The sequence below is a fragment of the Streptomyces sp. ISL-10 genome (genome assembly GCF_018614575.1).
GTDB lineage: Bacteria > Actinomycetota > Actinomycetes > Streptomycetales > Streptomycetaceae > Streptomyces.
The window spans coordinates 271,327-286,889 of the sequence record NZ_JAGGOJ010000011.1 but is presented as its reverse complement, the minus strand read 5'-3'; the positions used below and the strand labels follow the sequence as shown (position 1 = coordinate 286,889).

At 68.6% G+C, this 15,563-nt stretch carries 14 protein-coding genes and 1 other RNA gene; 4 read left to right on the top strand and 11 right to left on the bottom strand.

Annotated elements, in window-relative coordinates:
• Nucleotides 1-50 precede the first annotated feature (50 nt).
• The 10 genes from J7E88_RS13960 to J7E88_RS35855 form a co-directional block, all read right to left on the bottom strand.
• The gene (locus tag J7E88_RS13960) at nt 51-1,703 is read right to left on the bottom strand and encodes a hypothetical protein (protein WP_215180685.1); all 1,653 of its coding nucleotides are present in this window, start codon (nt 1,701-1,703) and stop codon (nt 51-53) included.
• A 111-nt stretch (nt 1,704-1,814) separates the two neighbouring features.
• Complete coding sequence (locus J7E88_RS13955; protein WP_215180683.1) at nt 1,815-3,638, bottom strand: protein kinase; 1,824 nt, start codon at nt 3,636-3,638, stop codon at nt 1,815-1,817.
• Nucleotides 3,635-5,653 carry a vWA domain-containing protein gene (locus tag J7E88_RS13950; RefSeq protein WP_215180681.1) on the bottom strand — a complete coding sequence of 673 codons (2,019 nt, stop codon included), beginning with the start codon at nt 5,651-5,653 and terminating at the stop codon, nt 3,635-3,637. The genes J7E88_RS13955 and J7E88_RS13950 overlap by 4 nt, the downstream gene beginning before the upstream one ends.
• Nucleotides 5,650-6,966 (bottom strand): KH domain-containing protein, encoded by a 1,317-nt coding sequence (locus J7E88_RS13945; RefSeq protein ID WP_215180679.1) that lies wholly within the window; start codon nt 6,964-6,966, stop codon nt 5,650-5,652. Before J7E88_RS13945 ends, J7E88_RS13950 begins: the two co-directional genes overlap by 4 nt.
• A complete protein-coding gene (locus J7E88_RS13940) occupies nt 6,963-8,327 on the bottom strand; it encodes a hypothetical protein (protein WP_215180677.1) in 1,365 nt (454 codons plus the stop codon). Before J7E88_RS13940 ends, J7E88_RS13945 begins: the two co-directional genes overlap by 4 nt.
• A gap of 65 nt (nt 8,328-8,392) precedes the next feature.
• The gene (locus J7E88_RS13935) at nt 8,393-9,496 is read right to left on the bottom strand and encodes an FHA domain-containing protein (RefSeq protein WP_215180675.1); all 1,104 of its coding nucleotides are present in this window, start codon (nt 9,494-9,496) and stop codon (nt 8,393-8,395) included.
• A gap of 9 nt (nt 9,497-9,505) precedes the next feature.
• Entirely contained in the window at nt 9,506-9,802 is a 297-nt protein-coding gene (locus tag J7E88_RS13930; protein ID WP_215180673.1) for a hypothetical protein, read from the bottom strand.
• A gap of 312 nt (nt 9,803-10,114) precedes the next feature.
• The gene (locus J7E88_RS13925; protein ID WP_215180671.1) at nt 10,115-10,468 is read right to left on the bottom strand and encodes a hypothetical protein; all 354 of its coding nucleotides are present in this window, start codon (nt 10,466-10,468) and stop codon (nt 10,115-10,117) included.
• Nucleotides 10,404-11,465 (bottom strand): hypothetical protein, encoded by a 1,062-nt coding sequence (locus J7E88_RS13920; protein ID WP_251022565.1) that lies wholly within the window; start codon nt 11,463-11,465, stop codon nt 10,404-10,406. The genes J7E88_RS13925 and J7E88_RS13920 overlap by 65 nt, the downstream gene beginning before the upstream one ends.
• Nucleotides 11,462-11,734, bottom strand: a complete 273-nt coding sequence (locus J7E88_RS35855; RefSeq protein ID WP_251022564.1) for a helix-turn-helix transcriptional regulator — start codon at nt 11,732-11,734, stop codon at nt 11,462-11,464. The genes J7E88_RS13920 and J7E88_RS35855 overlap by 4 nt, the downstream gene beginning before the upstream one ends.
• Before the next feature lie 391 nt (nt 11,735-12,125).
• On the opposite strand from J7E88_RS35855, the gene J7E88_RS13915 reads away from it, so the two are divergent.
• From J7E88_RS13915 to tgmC, 4 genes are all read left to right on the top strand, one after another.
• Nucleotides 12,126-12,332 (top strand): hypothetical protein, encoded by a 207-nt coding sequence (locus tag J7E88_RS13915; protein ID WP_215180669.1) that lies wholly within the window; start codon nt 12,126-12,128, stop codon nt 12,330-12,332.
• Between the two features lie 138 nt (nt 12,333-12,470).
• The gene (tgmA, locus tag J7E88_RS13910) at nt 12,471-12,731 is read left to right on the top strand and encodes a putative ATP-grasp-modified RiPP (RefSeq protein WP_215180667.1); all 261 of its coding nucleotides are present in this window, start codon (nt 12,471-12,473) and stop codon (nt 12,729-12,731) included.
• A gap of 5 nt (nt 12,732-12,736) precedes the next feature.
• Entirely contained in the window at nt 12,737-13,696 is a 960-nt protein-coding gene (tgmB, locus tag J7E88_RS13905) for an ATP-grasp ribosomal peptide maturase (RefSeq protein WP_215180666.1), read from the top strand.
• Nucleotides 13,693-14,856: an ATP-grasp peptide maturase system methyltransferase gene (gene tgmC, locus J7E88_RS13900; RefSeq protein WP_215180663.1), complete on the top strand. Its 1,164-nt coding sequence runs from the start codon at nt 13,693-13,695 to the stop codon at nt 14,854-14,856. The genes tgmB and tgmC overlap by 4 nt, the downstream gene beginning before the upstream one ends.
• 305 nt (nt 14,857-15,161) lie before the next feature.
• Here tgmC and rnpB read toward each other — a convergent pair.
• Nucleotides 15,162-15,562: RNase P RNA component class A (gene rnpB / locus J7E88_RS13895), an RNA gene on the bottom strand.
• Between the last annotated feature and the right edge of the window lies 1 nt (nt 15,563).

Sequence of the window (15,563 nt, the reverse complement as noted above, 5' to 3'; positions counted from 1 at the left end):
TGGAGCAGCGGCAGGTACCCACTGGCCCACCGCACGTCTCCTGCGGGATCTCAACCGCGGTCAGGAGCCTGTCCCGCAAATCCCAGCTGGACCAGGGCTTCCACGGTCTCAGCACGTTCGGCCAGCCGCAGGTCCTTGTCGTCGCTGATCATTGCCTGCAGTGCTCTGCCCGCTTCCTCGCGATACCGTCCGCCGAACCCTTCCAGGACTCGGGCGGCCTCCACCCGTTCCTCGATCCAGACGTCCTTTGTTGCGGCGATGGCACGCAGCGCCATCGCCGCTTCCTCCGTGCGTTCCGCTTCCAGACCAGCAAGGGAGACCGAAGCCTTGATGCGATCTTCTACTTCCACGGTTGGGTCGGCGAGAAGCCTTCGCACAGCCAATACGGCTTCTTCACGGTATTCCGCCCCATGTTCAACCAGTACGTGTGCAGCCAGGCGACAGAGCTGTGGTTTCGTTCTGGCATCGACGAGAGCTGCGAGCAGGGCTTGGACAGCCTTCTTGCTGTACTGCGGTCCAAGTGCGCTGAACGCGATCCCTACCCCTGCGCAGCGGTCACCATCAGCGTCGTCCGCCCATGCATCGGTGAGCCGCGATGTGAGGCGGGTCTCGGCCATCTTTCGGTATTGGGGTCCCAACACAGCGAGGGCGATGACGGAACCGAAGGGGACCCCGTACCGCCATGCGCCGCTGAGATGGGCTTGAAGAGTTTGTGCTTGTTTACGTCGCTCACGTGCTTCCTTGTTGAAGAAGCCCGTAGCCTCTTCCGGACAGTCGTCGAGCCGGCGGCAATTTCTTATGCCTTCCAGGACGTCATTCACGACATCGCCGTAGTTCCAGAGCGGCGCTTGTGGTTCCCTGCGCTCCCGGAGGGCCGCGAGCAGTTCGCCGTAACACTTTTCGTTGTCGCGCCCGGCCGTGAGTCCGGGTGCCCTGCGTTCGGCCTCTGCGTAGTAGCGACGGCCAATGACCAGCAAGGACTTGGCTGCACGTTCGCGCTCGCCATGCTCCGCGCCTGCACTTTCGATGATCTCCCAGAGATGCTGCGCTGCCGCATCATGGAATCGGCTGCCGAGGCTTTCCAGTAACTCGGCTGCGAGGAAGTGCTGGCTTCCTGTCGCGTAGCGATTGCCAAAGGCCCTTTCCGCTGTCGACGCGGCTTCTTCGCGGTACGACGGGCCCAACGCTGCGAGCTGTTCGCATCCTTTGAGTACCTGATCGGTGTCCCCTGCCCGCAGCCGCCCCGCGATCTCTTTGCGGAGCATGTCGACTTCGGCCTTCGACGAGTCGGGGGCGGTCAGTTCTGGGACGCCGCCCCCAGCGGCGAAGGGCTCATGTGCATACGTCCGTGCAACGACACCGGCGGCCATCGATCCGTCTGTGGCGGCCAAGGCACCGGAGCCAGGGCTGCATCGCTGGGCATGCTCGACCAGAGACCGCAGCTCCGCGATGACCTCGGCCCTTTCCGGTTCCGGCAGGTCCTGGAGCAGATCCGTGAAACGCGTCTGCCAGGACTGGGTCTGTGTCCCGCGCACCTGTTCCAGCCCGGTCCGCGCGTCTTCTGCAGATGCGTGTTCGAGCTCAGCGGCAGTCTGGTCGAGGCGCCGCAGTACCGCCTCTTCCCGTTGACCGCCTCGTCCCAGGAGCCGGGCTGCTCTCGTCCTGGTTCCGACCCAGGCATCGGTTCCCACCGCCGTCACCACCGCTGTTGCTCCCGAAGCAGCGATCCCGACCAAACTCTCCGGCAACTTCAGAACCCCCAGGACCAGTGGAATCGGACGGAACCTCCTGAGACACCCCGCACGCGCGAGGCCTCAGATCAGAACGACGCGGTCGTCCCAGCCGTTGCCCGTCACCTTCTCGAACCACAGGCGCGCGGTGCCCTCGACGACAGCCGCCAGACACAGCCTCCATCCAGCCCCCTCAGCGACAGTGACCCGGGTTGCGCCAGAGGACTCCTTGATGGGGCTCCATGTGCTGTCCTCGGTGTCCCCCGTCATGACCAGCACGCCCTCCGGTCCGGCCAGCGCCACTGTGGGGCCGCCTCGGTGCCCGACGGCCGCGACGTGGGACACCGGCTGTGTGGTGGTCAGAGGGACCGGAGTGTCCCAGCCCATGCCGTCGTGCTCCACGAATTCCGCAGGGCCGGAGGAGAAGTTCAGCACGGCCTCGAGATTGCCCCAGCGGTTCACCGCGAGGGCCGCCTGATCGGGCCGGCGGCCAAGCACGACCTCTCGATCGCGCGGTGGAGAGAGCGGGCCCTGCCCGAACCACAGGCATGACAAGGTGCTCCCGTCGTCGACGAGTACGGCGGTGTTGCCATTCGTGCCCCGGGCCGCCGCCAGGACGCGTCCGGCCACCGTCTGCTCGATCCGTCGCCGCACGGGCTCGCCACCGTCCGCCGGGCACCGCACCGCGTACAGGGCACCGTCGTGCGCGGTCCAGCCGATGAGGTCCCCTTCCACAGTGCGGCAGACGGCAAGCCCGCAAGCCCCCACAAGCCCAGTGCGCCAGCCGGAGGCGTCACCGACGTGGAGATCGCCGGAAAGGTCGAGAGCAAAGACCACCGGGCGTCCGGTGCCGGTGTACTGGATCGCTACCTCGTGCACTCCACGCGGTGCGCCCTCGTCCGGGGGAAGCGTGTCGGCGACGGGAGCGGGGCCCGGAACCCGGAGGAACTCCACGCCGCCCGTGCCGCCCGCAGCGACCACGAGTCCATGCGCGCCGCCGATCAGGACGTCCACGCACCGGTGCCGGGCCGGGCGTCCGCCATCCTGCAGTAAGGCGCGCAGCCGCTCGGCCCACGGCAGCAGTTTCCGGGGACGCTGCGCCGGATCGTCTGCGAGCGGTTGGGCGGCGTGCGCGGCAGCTTCCGCCGAGTATCCGGCGTGCTCCAACTCGTCCTCGAACCGGCTGCGACCCCCGCCCGGCACCACCTCGGGCTGCACGCCGAGCAGCGCTTCCCTGACCAGAACCCCTACCGCGTAGCGCTCGGCTTCGATCGTGGTCAGGTGCAGGTTCGGCACCTTCTCCAAAGCCACGTAGCCGTCGGTGTGGACAGGTGCGGTGCGCGGTACCCCCGCGCGATGCAGAAAGGTGAGGTCGATGAGTTGAACCCGGTGGTCACGGGTGATCATGACGTTGCCTGATGAGATGTCTCCGTGGATCCAGCCACGGTCGTGCAGGCGGTCCGCCAGTGCGCACAGGCGTACCAGGACGTCGGCTGTTTCCAGGGGATCGGGATTGCTTCTGGCCCACTGCCGCAGGTTCCAGCCATCACACCAGCGCGTCACCAGGTACGAGGAGAGCGTGCCGGATTCGGTACCGGGCCAATGGGGCGACGGGCCGACGATGGCGATCGGCGCGACGAGACCCTCGATCGCCAGGCTGTTGGCCGTGGCTGCGCAGTCGTCCCAGCGCGTCTGCCACTTCCGCAGCTCGGCCGGGTCGCTCTGCTGTTTGAGGATCTTGACCATCCAGTAGGACGCGTCGCCGGACCGATCGATGCGCCGGGCCCGCCAGGATTCGCCCTCCCCTCCACGGGCGATGTACTCGTCCAGGATGTACTGGTCGGGGTTCTCCCGGCTGCCGAGGCACATGCCGGACTTCCATGAGGAGGAGTACACAGACACCGTCACCTGAAGCGCTTGAGCCCGAGCTGGAGGGTGGACTGGGAGCCGGCGGGGGCCACGCCCGCCGTGCCGACCGCGGACTCAACCCTGTACGGAACCTCATGGGCGGCCGACTGATCAACCGGGGGATGGGCTTCCTCGGGCGGCTCGGCGGGCTGGGCGACGGCAGGTGGCAGGCCCTCAAGCTGTACGGCCAAGGCTTCCAGAAGCTCGGCCAGCCGGTCGCAGCGCTCCACGATCCACCCGCCGTCATCGACGCCGGTGCCTGCGGCCATGAGCTGGTTGTGCTCCTGCCCGAGCCCGGACAGGAAGTCCCTGACCTGCTGGTGCCCCGCTGCGACCCGCTCCGGCAGGGGCGCCTTGCCGGACCGGGGCAGGAGTGCCCGCCCGACCATCCTGACGAACGCCTTGGAGTCGGACAACCCGCGTCTACCCTCAATGCCGCGGGTCACAGCGTCCAGGAACTGTCGCTGATCCAGCAACGGCGTACGCAGCGCAGCCTGAGCGGCCTCGGCGCACCGGCCAACGGCGGCTGACAGCCGTTCGCGGACGTTCTCCCGGCGCCGGGCCAGGTCCCGCGACTCCGCCACCGTACGTCCGGCCGCGAGCCGTGCCGCCCAGTCCCGCAGCACCTGCGTCGTCGCGTTGGGCAGGCCCGAAGCCACGGACTCGGCGCGGGTCACCCGGACGCGGCGCGACATGCCCGCTCCCAGCCCGGAGAAGTACTCGTCCAGCACCTCGTAGCCGCCGATGGCGGCCGGGTCGCCGCCGCCGACCCGGACCAGTTCGGCCAGCAGCGCGTGGTCCGGCCGCAGCGATTCATGGTCCTGCCGTCCGGTCCGCGCCATCCACCGCTCGTACATGTCGGGGGTGCTGATGCCGATGGCGTGCACCCGGATGCCTGTGGCGGCGTGCAGGTGCTCCATGAGACTGACCGGCTCCTGGTGCGCGTACACCACTTCACCGGATCCCTGCTCACCCTTTGGCGCCCAGTGGGCGCCGTCGCTCACGAGCACGATGAGCTTGTCGTTGCCGGGCTTGTGGTGCCGGTAGAGGAGGTTGGCCGCCTCGTGCAGGGCATTGCCGATGTCGGTGCCGGCGTTCTGGGCCTGCAGGAGCGCGATGGCGTGCCGAAACGCCTCCGCCTCCTCCGGCGTGCCTGCGTCGACCTCGGACATACCGCCCTGGCGGGGGAAGACCTGCCGGGTGCCGTGAGTGAATTCCACCAGCGCGATGCGCGAGACCCGGCCGCTCACCTGGAGCCGTACGTCGAGGAGGTGCTGCAGCGCGTCCTGGAGCGTACGCATCCGGCTCACGCCCGCCTGGGCTGTGCGGCTCCGAGATCCTACGAAGCTGCGCCAGTCGCGGACGGCGGGCATGCGGGCGGCGGCGTATTCCCCCACCGCGGCGATGTCATCGCACCCCATCGAACCGCTGCAGTCGGCCAGGATGACGATGTCGACACCGCTCCGGGCCCCCGGCACGAAGAGATCCACGGCGGTACGCGCGCCGATCCTGAGGATGACGGCGTCACGGCCCTCCGCGTCGTACTGCTGAACCCGGAAGGGAACGGAGTCGACATCCAGCCACAACTCCTGTGGGTCCCGAGGGATCCACAGGACCCTCCCGACCAGGCCCGCCTCGCCCAGATCGCGGGCGGTGTCGTCGAGAGAACGCTCGGTGGACGACTCCAGCCGGACAAAACGGGCCTCCACCACGGGCGCCGCGTCGAGCCGCCACGTGGCGGTCTCCTCGGCCCCGGCGAAATCCGTCGTCTGGGCGAGGTCGTCAGGGATGGCCAGTACACCGGACGGCACGTCGTCCAAGGGCACCACTTCGACAGCGACGGCGGTGCTGTCGTACCCCGTGTCGACGGTCAGCACCCGGAAACGGTCGTCCTGGGACATGCCGGCGGGCCGCCAGTCGGCGGCGGACACGCCGACGCGTGCCCCGGCCAGGACGCCTCCGGCCGGCACGACCACCGCCTTGGTGTCGGCCGGATCCACCGGACGTCCTGTCATCGTCGGCTCCGATCGCCCTCGAACTTCACGTCCACACCCAGCTCTGTCCGGTACTTCGCCACGTTCACGCCCTTGGCGCCGATGAAGAGACCGCGAAGCTCTGCCGGGAGGTCGACGAAGAGGATGCCCCGTCGTTCCGTGACCCCGTTGCGTACTCGCGGAGCCTTGAACTCCACCAGTCGCAGCGCTGCCGCGACCTCCGGGCCCCGGCGCCAGTCCTGCTGCTCGACCAGCAGCCGCAGCCGGGCCAGTAGCCGTTCGCCCTCCTCCGCCGTTCCCACCAGGGCAGCCATTTCGCGCTGCCATCCCGCGTCCGCACGGCGTAGGGCACCCGCGACGCGCCGGTCCCCACTTCGCTCGCAGTCCTCGCGGAGCCGGCGCAACTGTTCGTAGATGGAGCGGTAGTCGACGGCGAGCTGCCGGTGCCCGGTGTTGCGCAGGTTGTGGCCGAACGACACCAGTCGGGGTGTCCTGAAGTCGTCGGAGCGCCGGGCGGCAGTGGACACGATCTGCCGCATCAGCTCCACCGGCGCGGTGCTGCGCAGCGTCGCGTGGTGCTGTGTACACAGCCCCAAGCCGGTCTTCTCGTGACCGAAGACCTGCCAGCGCAGGGCGTGGCGGGTACAGGCCTGCCGTCCGCAGGGGCGGCCGGAGGCATCCACGATGTCGCAGCCCATGGTGCCGACTCCGTCGCAACCACTGTGTTCGCAGACCGGAAAGAGCAGTCGGTAACAGGACGGGCAGTAATCGGTGTCCGGGTCCTCGGGATGGGAAACGCGGTGGGCGTCGCACCAGGCCATCTTGGTGCGGCAGCGGTCGCCGGCGCACCGGAAGGACGCGGGCTGTCCGCACTGCCGGCACCCGGGGTGATGCAACGGGCAGTTGGTGGTGAGCGCCCCGTCCAGGATGACGACGTGCTCGTCGCAGACCCGGTCCCCGCGTCCGGTTCCCGCACAGTCGCGGCACAGGAACGGGCCGTACGCTTCCCTACCGGAATCGGCGCAGGTGGCGCAGCGGTAGGAGAGTTTCGCCCGCTCCCTGACGGCCACGACGTCGAAGCGGGTGTCCTTGTTGGCCACCGTCACTCCGGGCGCCAGCCGCACGATCTCCACCGCGATGTCGCCGACGTGCGAACTCCACAGGTACGGAGTCCCCGTCCGTAACGGCTCCCCCAGCAGGGCGGGCTCCAGCTGATCCCACAACTCGGCGTACTGTGCGGCACCGGCGAGGGACAGCGTCGACGCGCGCAGATCGAGCACGACCTCCACCTCACCAGCCGGCACCACGGAGTGCTCGGAGTGCACAGCGGTCACTGCTGGTTCCCTCCCCTCGCCGGGCCTGCCGGACGGCCGCGCCGGTCACCAGCCCTGCCCTTGCGCCGCTGGTCCGGCCGACTGCCGGAGCGGGCCGACGGGCGATCGTGATCACGGCGGGCCCGCAGCGACAGCCCGCTCTCCAGCGCCTCACGCCACACGTTCAGCATCAGCTGACCGCTGCCCGGGTACTCGGCCAGCACTGCATCGAGCAGCGGACCGCCCGGCCGGGAGTCGGTCAGTGCCGCCCGCACGACTTCCGCCAGCGCTTGACCGCTTCCGGCACTTGGGGCCAGCAAGTCCTGAGCCCGCAGCGGCTGCCCGCTCGGCAACTCGACCAGAGACAGCAGGGGAAGAATCTCCTCCGGAGTGGCGTCCAGTCGGCTGAACTCCGGCATGAGGTCATCCAGCAGCGCCCGAACCGCCTGGCGGGCGGGAATCCTGCGTTCGTACGGGGTCGCTTCTCGCGCCTGGTGGTCGCGCCGCCCTCGGTCGCGATCACGTTCCCGTTCGCGGGGACGCTTGTCCTCCGCCAGTCCTGCGCGCAGCCCGTCGGAGATCACGCGGGCGCGATTCTCCTCCAACAGCCGCTGCGAAACATGGCCTTCGCGACGGCCTTCCTTCACCATGGATCGTGCCCGCAGGGCCAAAGCGCTCAACAGCAGTACGTGGGCCCGTGCTTCGGCGAGCGACGTTTGCGCGTCCAGGCAGCGGACGAGTACCGCACCGTTGCCGATCACCGGAGCGATATCCATCCGGTCGAGATGGCTGATGCCGTCGCGGCGGCGTAACTCGGCTTGGACCCGATACAAGTGGCGCTCCGTCACCGAGGCCAAGAAGCGGGCGGCAAGGTGCTCATGGGAGTCGGCAAGCCAACGCGAGCCGACGCGGTCCCTGCGCCCACCCGGGACGAAGGATCCCCGGCCGGCTATCGCGATCAGCAGTGGGCTGTGCCGCCGTAAGAGGTTGCACAACACCTCCTGCTCGACCGGATCGGCAGCCTCCAGCCAGTGCGTGTCACCATCCAGGGGTACAGCGGAACCATCCAGCGACAGGCCCGGCGCCGTCAACAGGCCTCCCGCCCCTCTCGCCGCCGACGCCACCATGTCGACCGCACGTCCCAGCGCGTCGAATCCCTCCCGGCGCGCGCCCCTCGTACCCAGCCACGTCATCGGCGTGGTGAGCCGCAGCAGTTCCTGGCGCCGGGGATGCTGTTCCAACCGGATGGGCTCGCCTCCGAGGGAGGGAAGTCCACTCCGTGCCACGGCCGCCACCACGGCAGCCGGGTCAGCACCTTGCACAACCAGTCCCTTGGCAAGCGCCTGCCGCGCAGCCCCCACCCGTGTCAGACTCACCAGCACGCTCCGCAGCCTATCCTCGTGATGTTCCTCTCACAACGGGCTTCGTCATCTTCTGGGATCCCTTGTCACCGATTGGGCTCCGCGAACGCCGTGCTCGCGCCGCCCCCGTCGCCGCAGTCCGGGTACACGACATCAGGGCTGTAGCGCCGGCCCGACATCCTCACCACCACGGCTCCCGCCAGTACCAGTTGGTCCGGACGGTTCAGCCGCACCTCCTCACCTGCCGCCAATCGCCTGGGCTCCCCGAGCGCCTGCCCGCCCCAGCGCCGTAGCTCGGTGCCGTGCGACGAGCCGACGTCTCGCGCTGAGAGCGCCAAACGCTCGTCCAGTGCCAGTAGCAGATGATGGCGGCTGACCGCCGCGACAGCCTCGCGGTGGTGATCGCCGAGCCCGTCCAAGTTGATCCCGTGCGTCAGAGCTCCCCGGCCGACCTCTGCGCAGTCTCCCGCCTCCAGCGGGAAACGCAGAATCTCCGTCCCGTCGTCCCGCCGTGCGATCACGATCTGCCGCGAGGGCTTGCGCGGCCCCGCCTTCACCAGCGGCCGGCGGCAATTACGGTCGGGGCACAGCGGCGTGCCCGTCCCTCGCTCCACCGCGGGCCACAACAGGATCCGGTCCGGCCACAGTTGCGACACCGCACACCGCGACACGCACTTCCACGCGAAACCCAGGACATCCTTGCGGTCCCTGAGTCCGTCCCGGGTCAGCTCCTTGTCCTCCTCCGCCCGCGACACGACCTGACCCGAAACCGGCACGATTCCGCTCGGTACGAAGCTCAGCCCCCCGCTTTTCCCCCGCCAGTCGTAGAACCGTTCCACAGCGCCCTCGATCCACGCGTATCGCCGCCGCATGTCGATGAACTTGTCCCGGCTGATGACCTTCAGGCCCCTCTCGCCTGCCATGGACAACACCACAGGGTCCGCATACGGCACCTTCACCAGCTCCCCCGTCCGGCACATCCGGTCGAACTCGCCTCTGTCCCCCGCCGGAATCTTGTACCGAAGCGACTGGTCCACCACCAATTCCATACGCGTTTTTGCGCCGTACAGTCCCCGCCACGCGTCCGTCAGGCTGCGCAGCCGCGCCAGCTGCGGCAAGCTCGACCACGGCTCAATATCACTTGCCCAACAGACATTCGACACATCAACGACCGCATCCATATCAGGCATGGCGGCAGATTACGTGCCCACAGTCCCCTCGCGGGGGCCGAAGTCCCGGAGTCCGTCATTGCCGGTCCGGCGCGGGATCGCCTGTGTCCACGGCAGAGTTCCCGGCCGCCGCTGGTGGCTCGCTGCCCGGATCACGCTCGCCTGGACGGGGGCCGGCGTCGTCCCGTCACCGCCGTCCTGGTGCACCGCACCGAGGTCGAGCGGGGAGCCGCGCCGGCGCTGATCGCCCAGCAGGAACGGGCGAAGGTCCACGTGACAGGTCGCCTCGCCGTCGGTCCAGGCGGTTGCCTCAGCAGGCTCTCGCACGGCCCGTTCCAGCCGGGACGGGGAGGCATCGCCCGCCCTTTTGCTCCTGGGACCTCTCAGGGACTCCGAGCACTGTCCGAGGGACTTCCGAGGGATTCGCTGCCGCCCGACGTGGCAAGCCCCGAAAGCCCGGAAAGGGCCTCCGACGCAGGTCAGAGGCCCTCAGATGACAAAGCGGCAGGTGGCGGCAGACGAGTCGGGCCTGGGCAACGTGCACGCCCGCAACGAGGAATGGGCGCTACTTTGACGGCTACGTAACGAGTCGCCCCCGCCCCGGAGCGGTCCGGACCGGCGCATCGTCGTGCCTGGAGTTCAAACGGTCTGCTCGATGCGCTCGAAGATGTCCGCGTCCGTCTCCTGCTGCCAGGCCGGCAGATCGGCCCAGTCCGCGACGTAGCCGGGCTTCGGGTCCTCGAAGTGCTTGAACATCTGGGCGGTCCAGCAGATCGCGACGAAACGGCCCTTCTGCTCGCGGGTGAGCCGCGTAGCGTGGCCGTCGCTGATCTTGATGAAGTCGCGCACCTGTCCGTACACGGCCGCGGCAGCCTCGCGCTCCCACTCGGGCGTCTCGTCCCACGGCGTGACGTAGCTGGGCTTCGGCTCACCGGGGTAGTGCTTGGTCACACCGGCGATCCACGACTCGCGGAAGATCCGACCGTCCCTCATGCACGTGTCCCTCTCGTCGTGCGGTGCGCGAAAGCGCCGCGATTCGGTGATCCAGATCCGAGACTCGGCCATCGAACATGAGCGGGGCAAGACGCCCTCGAAGTCCGTCCAGCTTCTTACCGATGAATCCCGAGTTCGACTGGTCGGCCAGGTTGATCGCTGTCTCCGCGTAGTGCACGACCTGGTCGACGTCGCGCAGGTGGACCCCGAGGACGGCAAGGTCGCTCAGTACGGCGGCGCGGCGGCGCAGCGACAGGGGTCGCGCAAGGGCTGCGGTGAGGGCGTCTTCCGCGAGGTCGGGACGGCCGAGCTGGAGGTAGCAGGCTCCTCGTTCCTCGGGAAGGCGGGAGCCGTCGAAGCGGAGCCAGCCGCCGCTGTGGGAGCCGCCGAGAGAGCGCACCTTCTCGGCTTCGTCGAGGGCCCGGGTGCAGGCGTCGATGTCGCCCATGGCCGCGTACGCCTCGGCCTGTACGGCGGCGACCCAGTGGCGGGTGGAGAGTGCGCTGTCGCCCCGCCGGGCGATCTGGGAGGCCGCCGCCAGCAGCGGCTGGGCAGCGGGCGCGCGGCGGGCGTACAGCTCGACATAGGCGTGGCGCGTCATGGCGCAGGCCCAGAGATCGTAGTCGCCACCGGCATGGGCAGCGTTGGCGGCCAGCGTGTAGCACTGGGCGGCGTCGGTATATCGGTTGGCGTCGAAGAAGAGTTCGCCGGCGAGCTGGTAGAGGTCGGCCGTCATCGTGCACAGCCGGGCCCGGTCCACTTCGGTACGCGCCTCGGCCAGGCCCTTCGTCAGGACGCCCAGCTGCTTGCGGGCCGCCGGGAAGACAGTCTGCTTGGAGTCCGAGAGGGTGAAGACCTGCCACAGGCTGCGGTGCAGCTCCTCCCCCGTCTTCAGGAGCGCCGCTGCCGTGTGTCCTCCGGGGGCCTCGTCCGAACCGGGCAGGGTGACCAGCGCGCCCGTGACGGCGAGCAGTCCCAAGACATCGCGGCGCTTCATATCGTCATCATCACCGTGGAGGAGGGGTGGGTGTCAGGAGGCATGGCCGTTTCGGCCGGCTGTTCTTCGACGAGAAGCCCTTCCAGCTCGGAGAGGGTGACTCCTAACAGGCTGGCGATCTTGGGCCGTTGGTGCGGCTGTGGTGTAGCACGGCCGCCCTCCCAACGGAGCACGGTGGACGTGGCCACCGCGAGCGCTTCGGCGAACTCCTCCTGAGAGTAACCCTGCGACGCCCGCCGGTCGGCGAAACGCCTACGCCTTAATGCCATTGGTCTCCCCTCACGAAGAGCACCTTCCCAGCTCGCAACACCCGATGCCCGGAAAACGCCTGGGAAGTGCGCGGGGTCTGCTCTGGGAGACGGTAACGGATCGTCGTTCACTGGTCACACGCCGCTCGGAGGTCGAAGACCCTCCGGGCGACTCCCCGAGGCAGCGGCCGCACCGTGTCCCGTCCGAACCGCGGCCCCTTGCTGCCCCGTCCGAGAGGAGCGACCGCGTGACTACCTCCGACCTACCTCGTAGTAACCCCGGCGCCAGTGGCCGTACGTACACGCCGCCGGAGCCCCAGCCGGGTGCGTCGAGCCGGGCTCTGGGGAAACGGGCGGCCATCGGCTGGGAGAAGTTCATGTGCCGCAGCGAGACCCGGCAGGAGACGAAGACGTGAACCCAGTCGGCCGCGACGGCTACGAGCAGCACCCGCTCCTGAACATGAACGTCCGCGACGTCGCGTCGCGTGGGGAGGGTGTTCTCGTCGCCGTTACCCACGAGCTCCACAACCACGGCACTGTCCGGGTCGCGCACATCCGGCCCGAGAGCGGCGTCGAGTGGACGACTGCGGCCGACAACATCCAGGCCGCGCAACTCTGAGGCGGTCACCACAGACTGCTCCCCATGGGGCAGGCGTTCCGAGTCCTGCTCGCCTCGGTCAGGCCCTTCCCTACGGGGGATGTCCCGAGCCGGGGTGAGTGGCTTCTGCACCATTCTCATCTCAACGCAAGGAGCCTCATGACCACCTCCGCCGCGGTCCCCACCCTCACACGGCCGTGGGGCGCGGGCCGACTCGCGCCCTACCCGACCACCATCCGCCGACCCCACGCCACGGTCGCCATCGATCCCACAACGCAGCTCGGGGTGTTCCGCGACCGCGCCGGTCAGGTGGTCGAGATGGGCAAGCACGGCACCAGCTCCGGCACCGAGACCTCGACGACGACGAACTCGGACTCCCGGAACGACCAGGGCCACGATCAGGACAGCAACCAGGACTGATGGCCATGACCGAGAAGAGGCCGGTCCTGGTGGCCACGGAGGCGGACGACATCACCGCCGACATGGTGATCGCTGAGCTCAACCGGCGCGATGTGCCGGTGGTCCGGTTCAACCTCGCCGACATCGGCGAGGACCTCACGGTCTCGGCTCGGTTCGGGACCTGCCCGGCCCCTGTGGTCGGGCAGGTGCGCACCCCGTCGAGAACCGCCGACCTGACCCGCGTCCGATCGGTGTACTGGCGCCGCCCGGAGTGGCCGTCGTTCCCCCACCTGTCTCCGGACGACTCCCGGTTCGCGGCGATGCAGGTCCGCTACGGGCTTGGGGGCACGCTCTACGCCTTGGACGGCCCGCTCTGGGTCAACCATCCGTTGCGCATCGCCGCGGCCGACTACAAACCCGCTCAGCTCGCTCTCGCCCAGCAGCTCGGCTTCACCATCCCACCCACCCTCGTTACCAACGACCCATCTGAAGCACGCGAGTTCATCCGCACACAAAGGAACGCGATCTTCAAGACGCTGCGGTGGACCCCGTACACGCGCGAGGGCGTGCCGGTGACCGGATGGGCTGATCCAGTCACCGCCGACGAGATCGACGACGGTGTTCGTGTTGCCCCGCACCTGTTCCAGGCACGGGTGGACAAGGTCGCCGACCTCCGTGTTCTGATCGTGGGCCGGCACACGTTCGCCGTACGCATCGACTCCGAACTGCTGGACTGGCGCAAGAACTACGACGCCCTGACGTACACCATCGAGCACCTCCCCGACTGGGTGGACAAGGCACTGCGCACCTACCTGCGCTACCTGGAGCTGGTATCAGGGAGCTTCGATCTCGCGGCGGACCGAGCGGGGAACTACTGGTGGCTGGAGCTGAACCCCAACGGGCAGTGGGGGTGGCTGGAGACAGAGACCGGCCTCCCGATGTCCTCGGCCTTCGCCGACCTACTCATGCAAGGAGACCGCCAATGACCGACTCGGCATTCGAGCGGCGCCGCATGGCCGTACTACTCGAGAGCAACGGTGTCCTGAAGTCTTCCTGGCTGCGCGGCGCCGTTGAGACCGTGCCGCGCGAGCAGTTCCTCCATCCAGGAGTCTTCCTCGACGAGGGACGAACGTGGCGGCCCGTCACTGCCCTCGGTACGGACCCGAACGAGTGGCTGAAGATCGCCTACAGCATCGACACCCTCACCACCCAGCTCGACGGCCACCTCACCGCCGACCAGACCGGCAATCCCGTCGCGGGCGCACCCACGTCGTCCTCAACCGACCCGACCACCGTCGTCGGCATGATCGAGGCCCTGGACCTCAAGGCGGAACACCGCGTCCTGGAGATCGGCACGGGCACCGGCTACTCCACGGCCCTGATGTGCCACTACCTCGGCGAGGACAACGTCACCACGATCGAGGTCGATCCGCAGGTGGCGGCGCGAGCCGACGCCGCCCTGGAAACCGTCGGCTACTCGACGTGGACGGTGACGGGCGACGGACTCCTCGGCCATCCGCACCGGGCGCCGTACGACAGGGTCATCGCCACCTGCGCGGTCCGCCGCATTCCGTACGCGTGGGTCCGGCAGACGAAGCCTGGTGGGATCGTCCTCAGCACGGTCGGCTCCTGGCCTTGGGGAACCGGTCTGGCGAAGCTCACCGTCGGCGATGGCGGTACCGCCGAGGGCGCAATCATCGGACGCTCCTCCTTCATGCAGGCGCGGGCCCAGACGGTGACACCCTTGGCCGGCGACCTCTCCGCCCGCACCGCCTACGCGGACAGTGACCGGCCCGCGCTGGTGTCTCCTCTCGTCTTGGAGGAGTGGATGCCCGCCTTCCTCACACAGCTCGCCGCACCGGGAGCGCAGTTCGTTCGCGCCACCCGCAGCGACGGCGCACCGTTGCGGTATTTCTTCGACCCTGAACGGGAGTCGTTCGCCGAGTTCATCGCCGACGGCGAGAGCTGGACCGTCCGCCAGGGCGGCCCCGTGGCCCTCTGGGACGAAATCGAGCGCGCCCTCGTCGCCTGGCAGGACAAGGGCAGTCCAGGTATCGAAGGTGTGCGGCTCCGCGTCACCGACAGATCGCACCTGTACTGGATCGACAGCAGCCCGTTGCTGCGCTGGGAGCATTGGCTCGCCTGAACCGCTACCCTCCGAGGAAGTCGCCTCCCAGCTCGTAGGAAGCACGATGGACGACGTACCGCGAGCCAGCTTCGCCGCCCACTCCAGCGCCGAAAAGGCCCCTGACCAGGCAAGCACCTGGCCGGGGGCGCTCCCCGGCCCCGCCGACGCCCACCTAGCCCCACGAGGCATGGCTACTTTCATGGCTACGTACGTAGCCGCGCGGTCCCGTATGTACCGGTGTGAAACCGTGTCCGGCAGGGCCCTTCGATTCGTAAGAAGAAGGCCCTTGACCTGCGTTTTCACTGGTCAGAAGCCCTAGGGGGCAGACGAGTCGGGCTGTACGCCGGGTTCTGTGCCCCGGGACCTCGCGGTCGTCAGGGCGACGGCCATCCATCTAGGACCGGCGTTGCCGCCAGCCTCGTGCGGTCTACCCGCGGACTCGGGCGGGCAGCCCTCGAACGTCCGCGCAGGGCCACCGAAGTGACCCCTCTTGACCTTGCTCCGGGTGGGGTTTACCGAGCCGCCTGAGTCACCTCAGGCGCTGGTGGTCTCTTACACCACCGTTTCACCCTTACCGAGGACCGAGGTCCCCGGCGGTCTGCTTTCTGTGGCACTGTCCCGCGGGTCACCCCGGGTGGGCGTTACCCACCACCCTGCCCTGTGGAGCCCGGACGTTCCTCGGGGAGATCCACAAGAACCTCCACGCGGCCGTCCGCCCGGCTCGT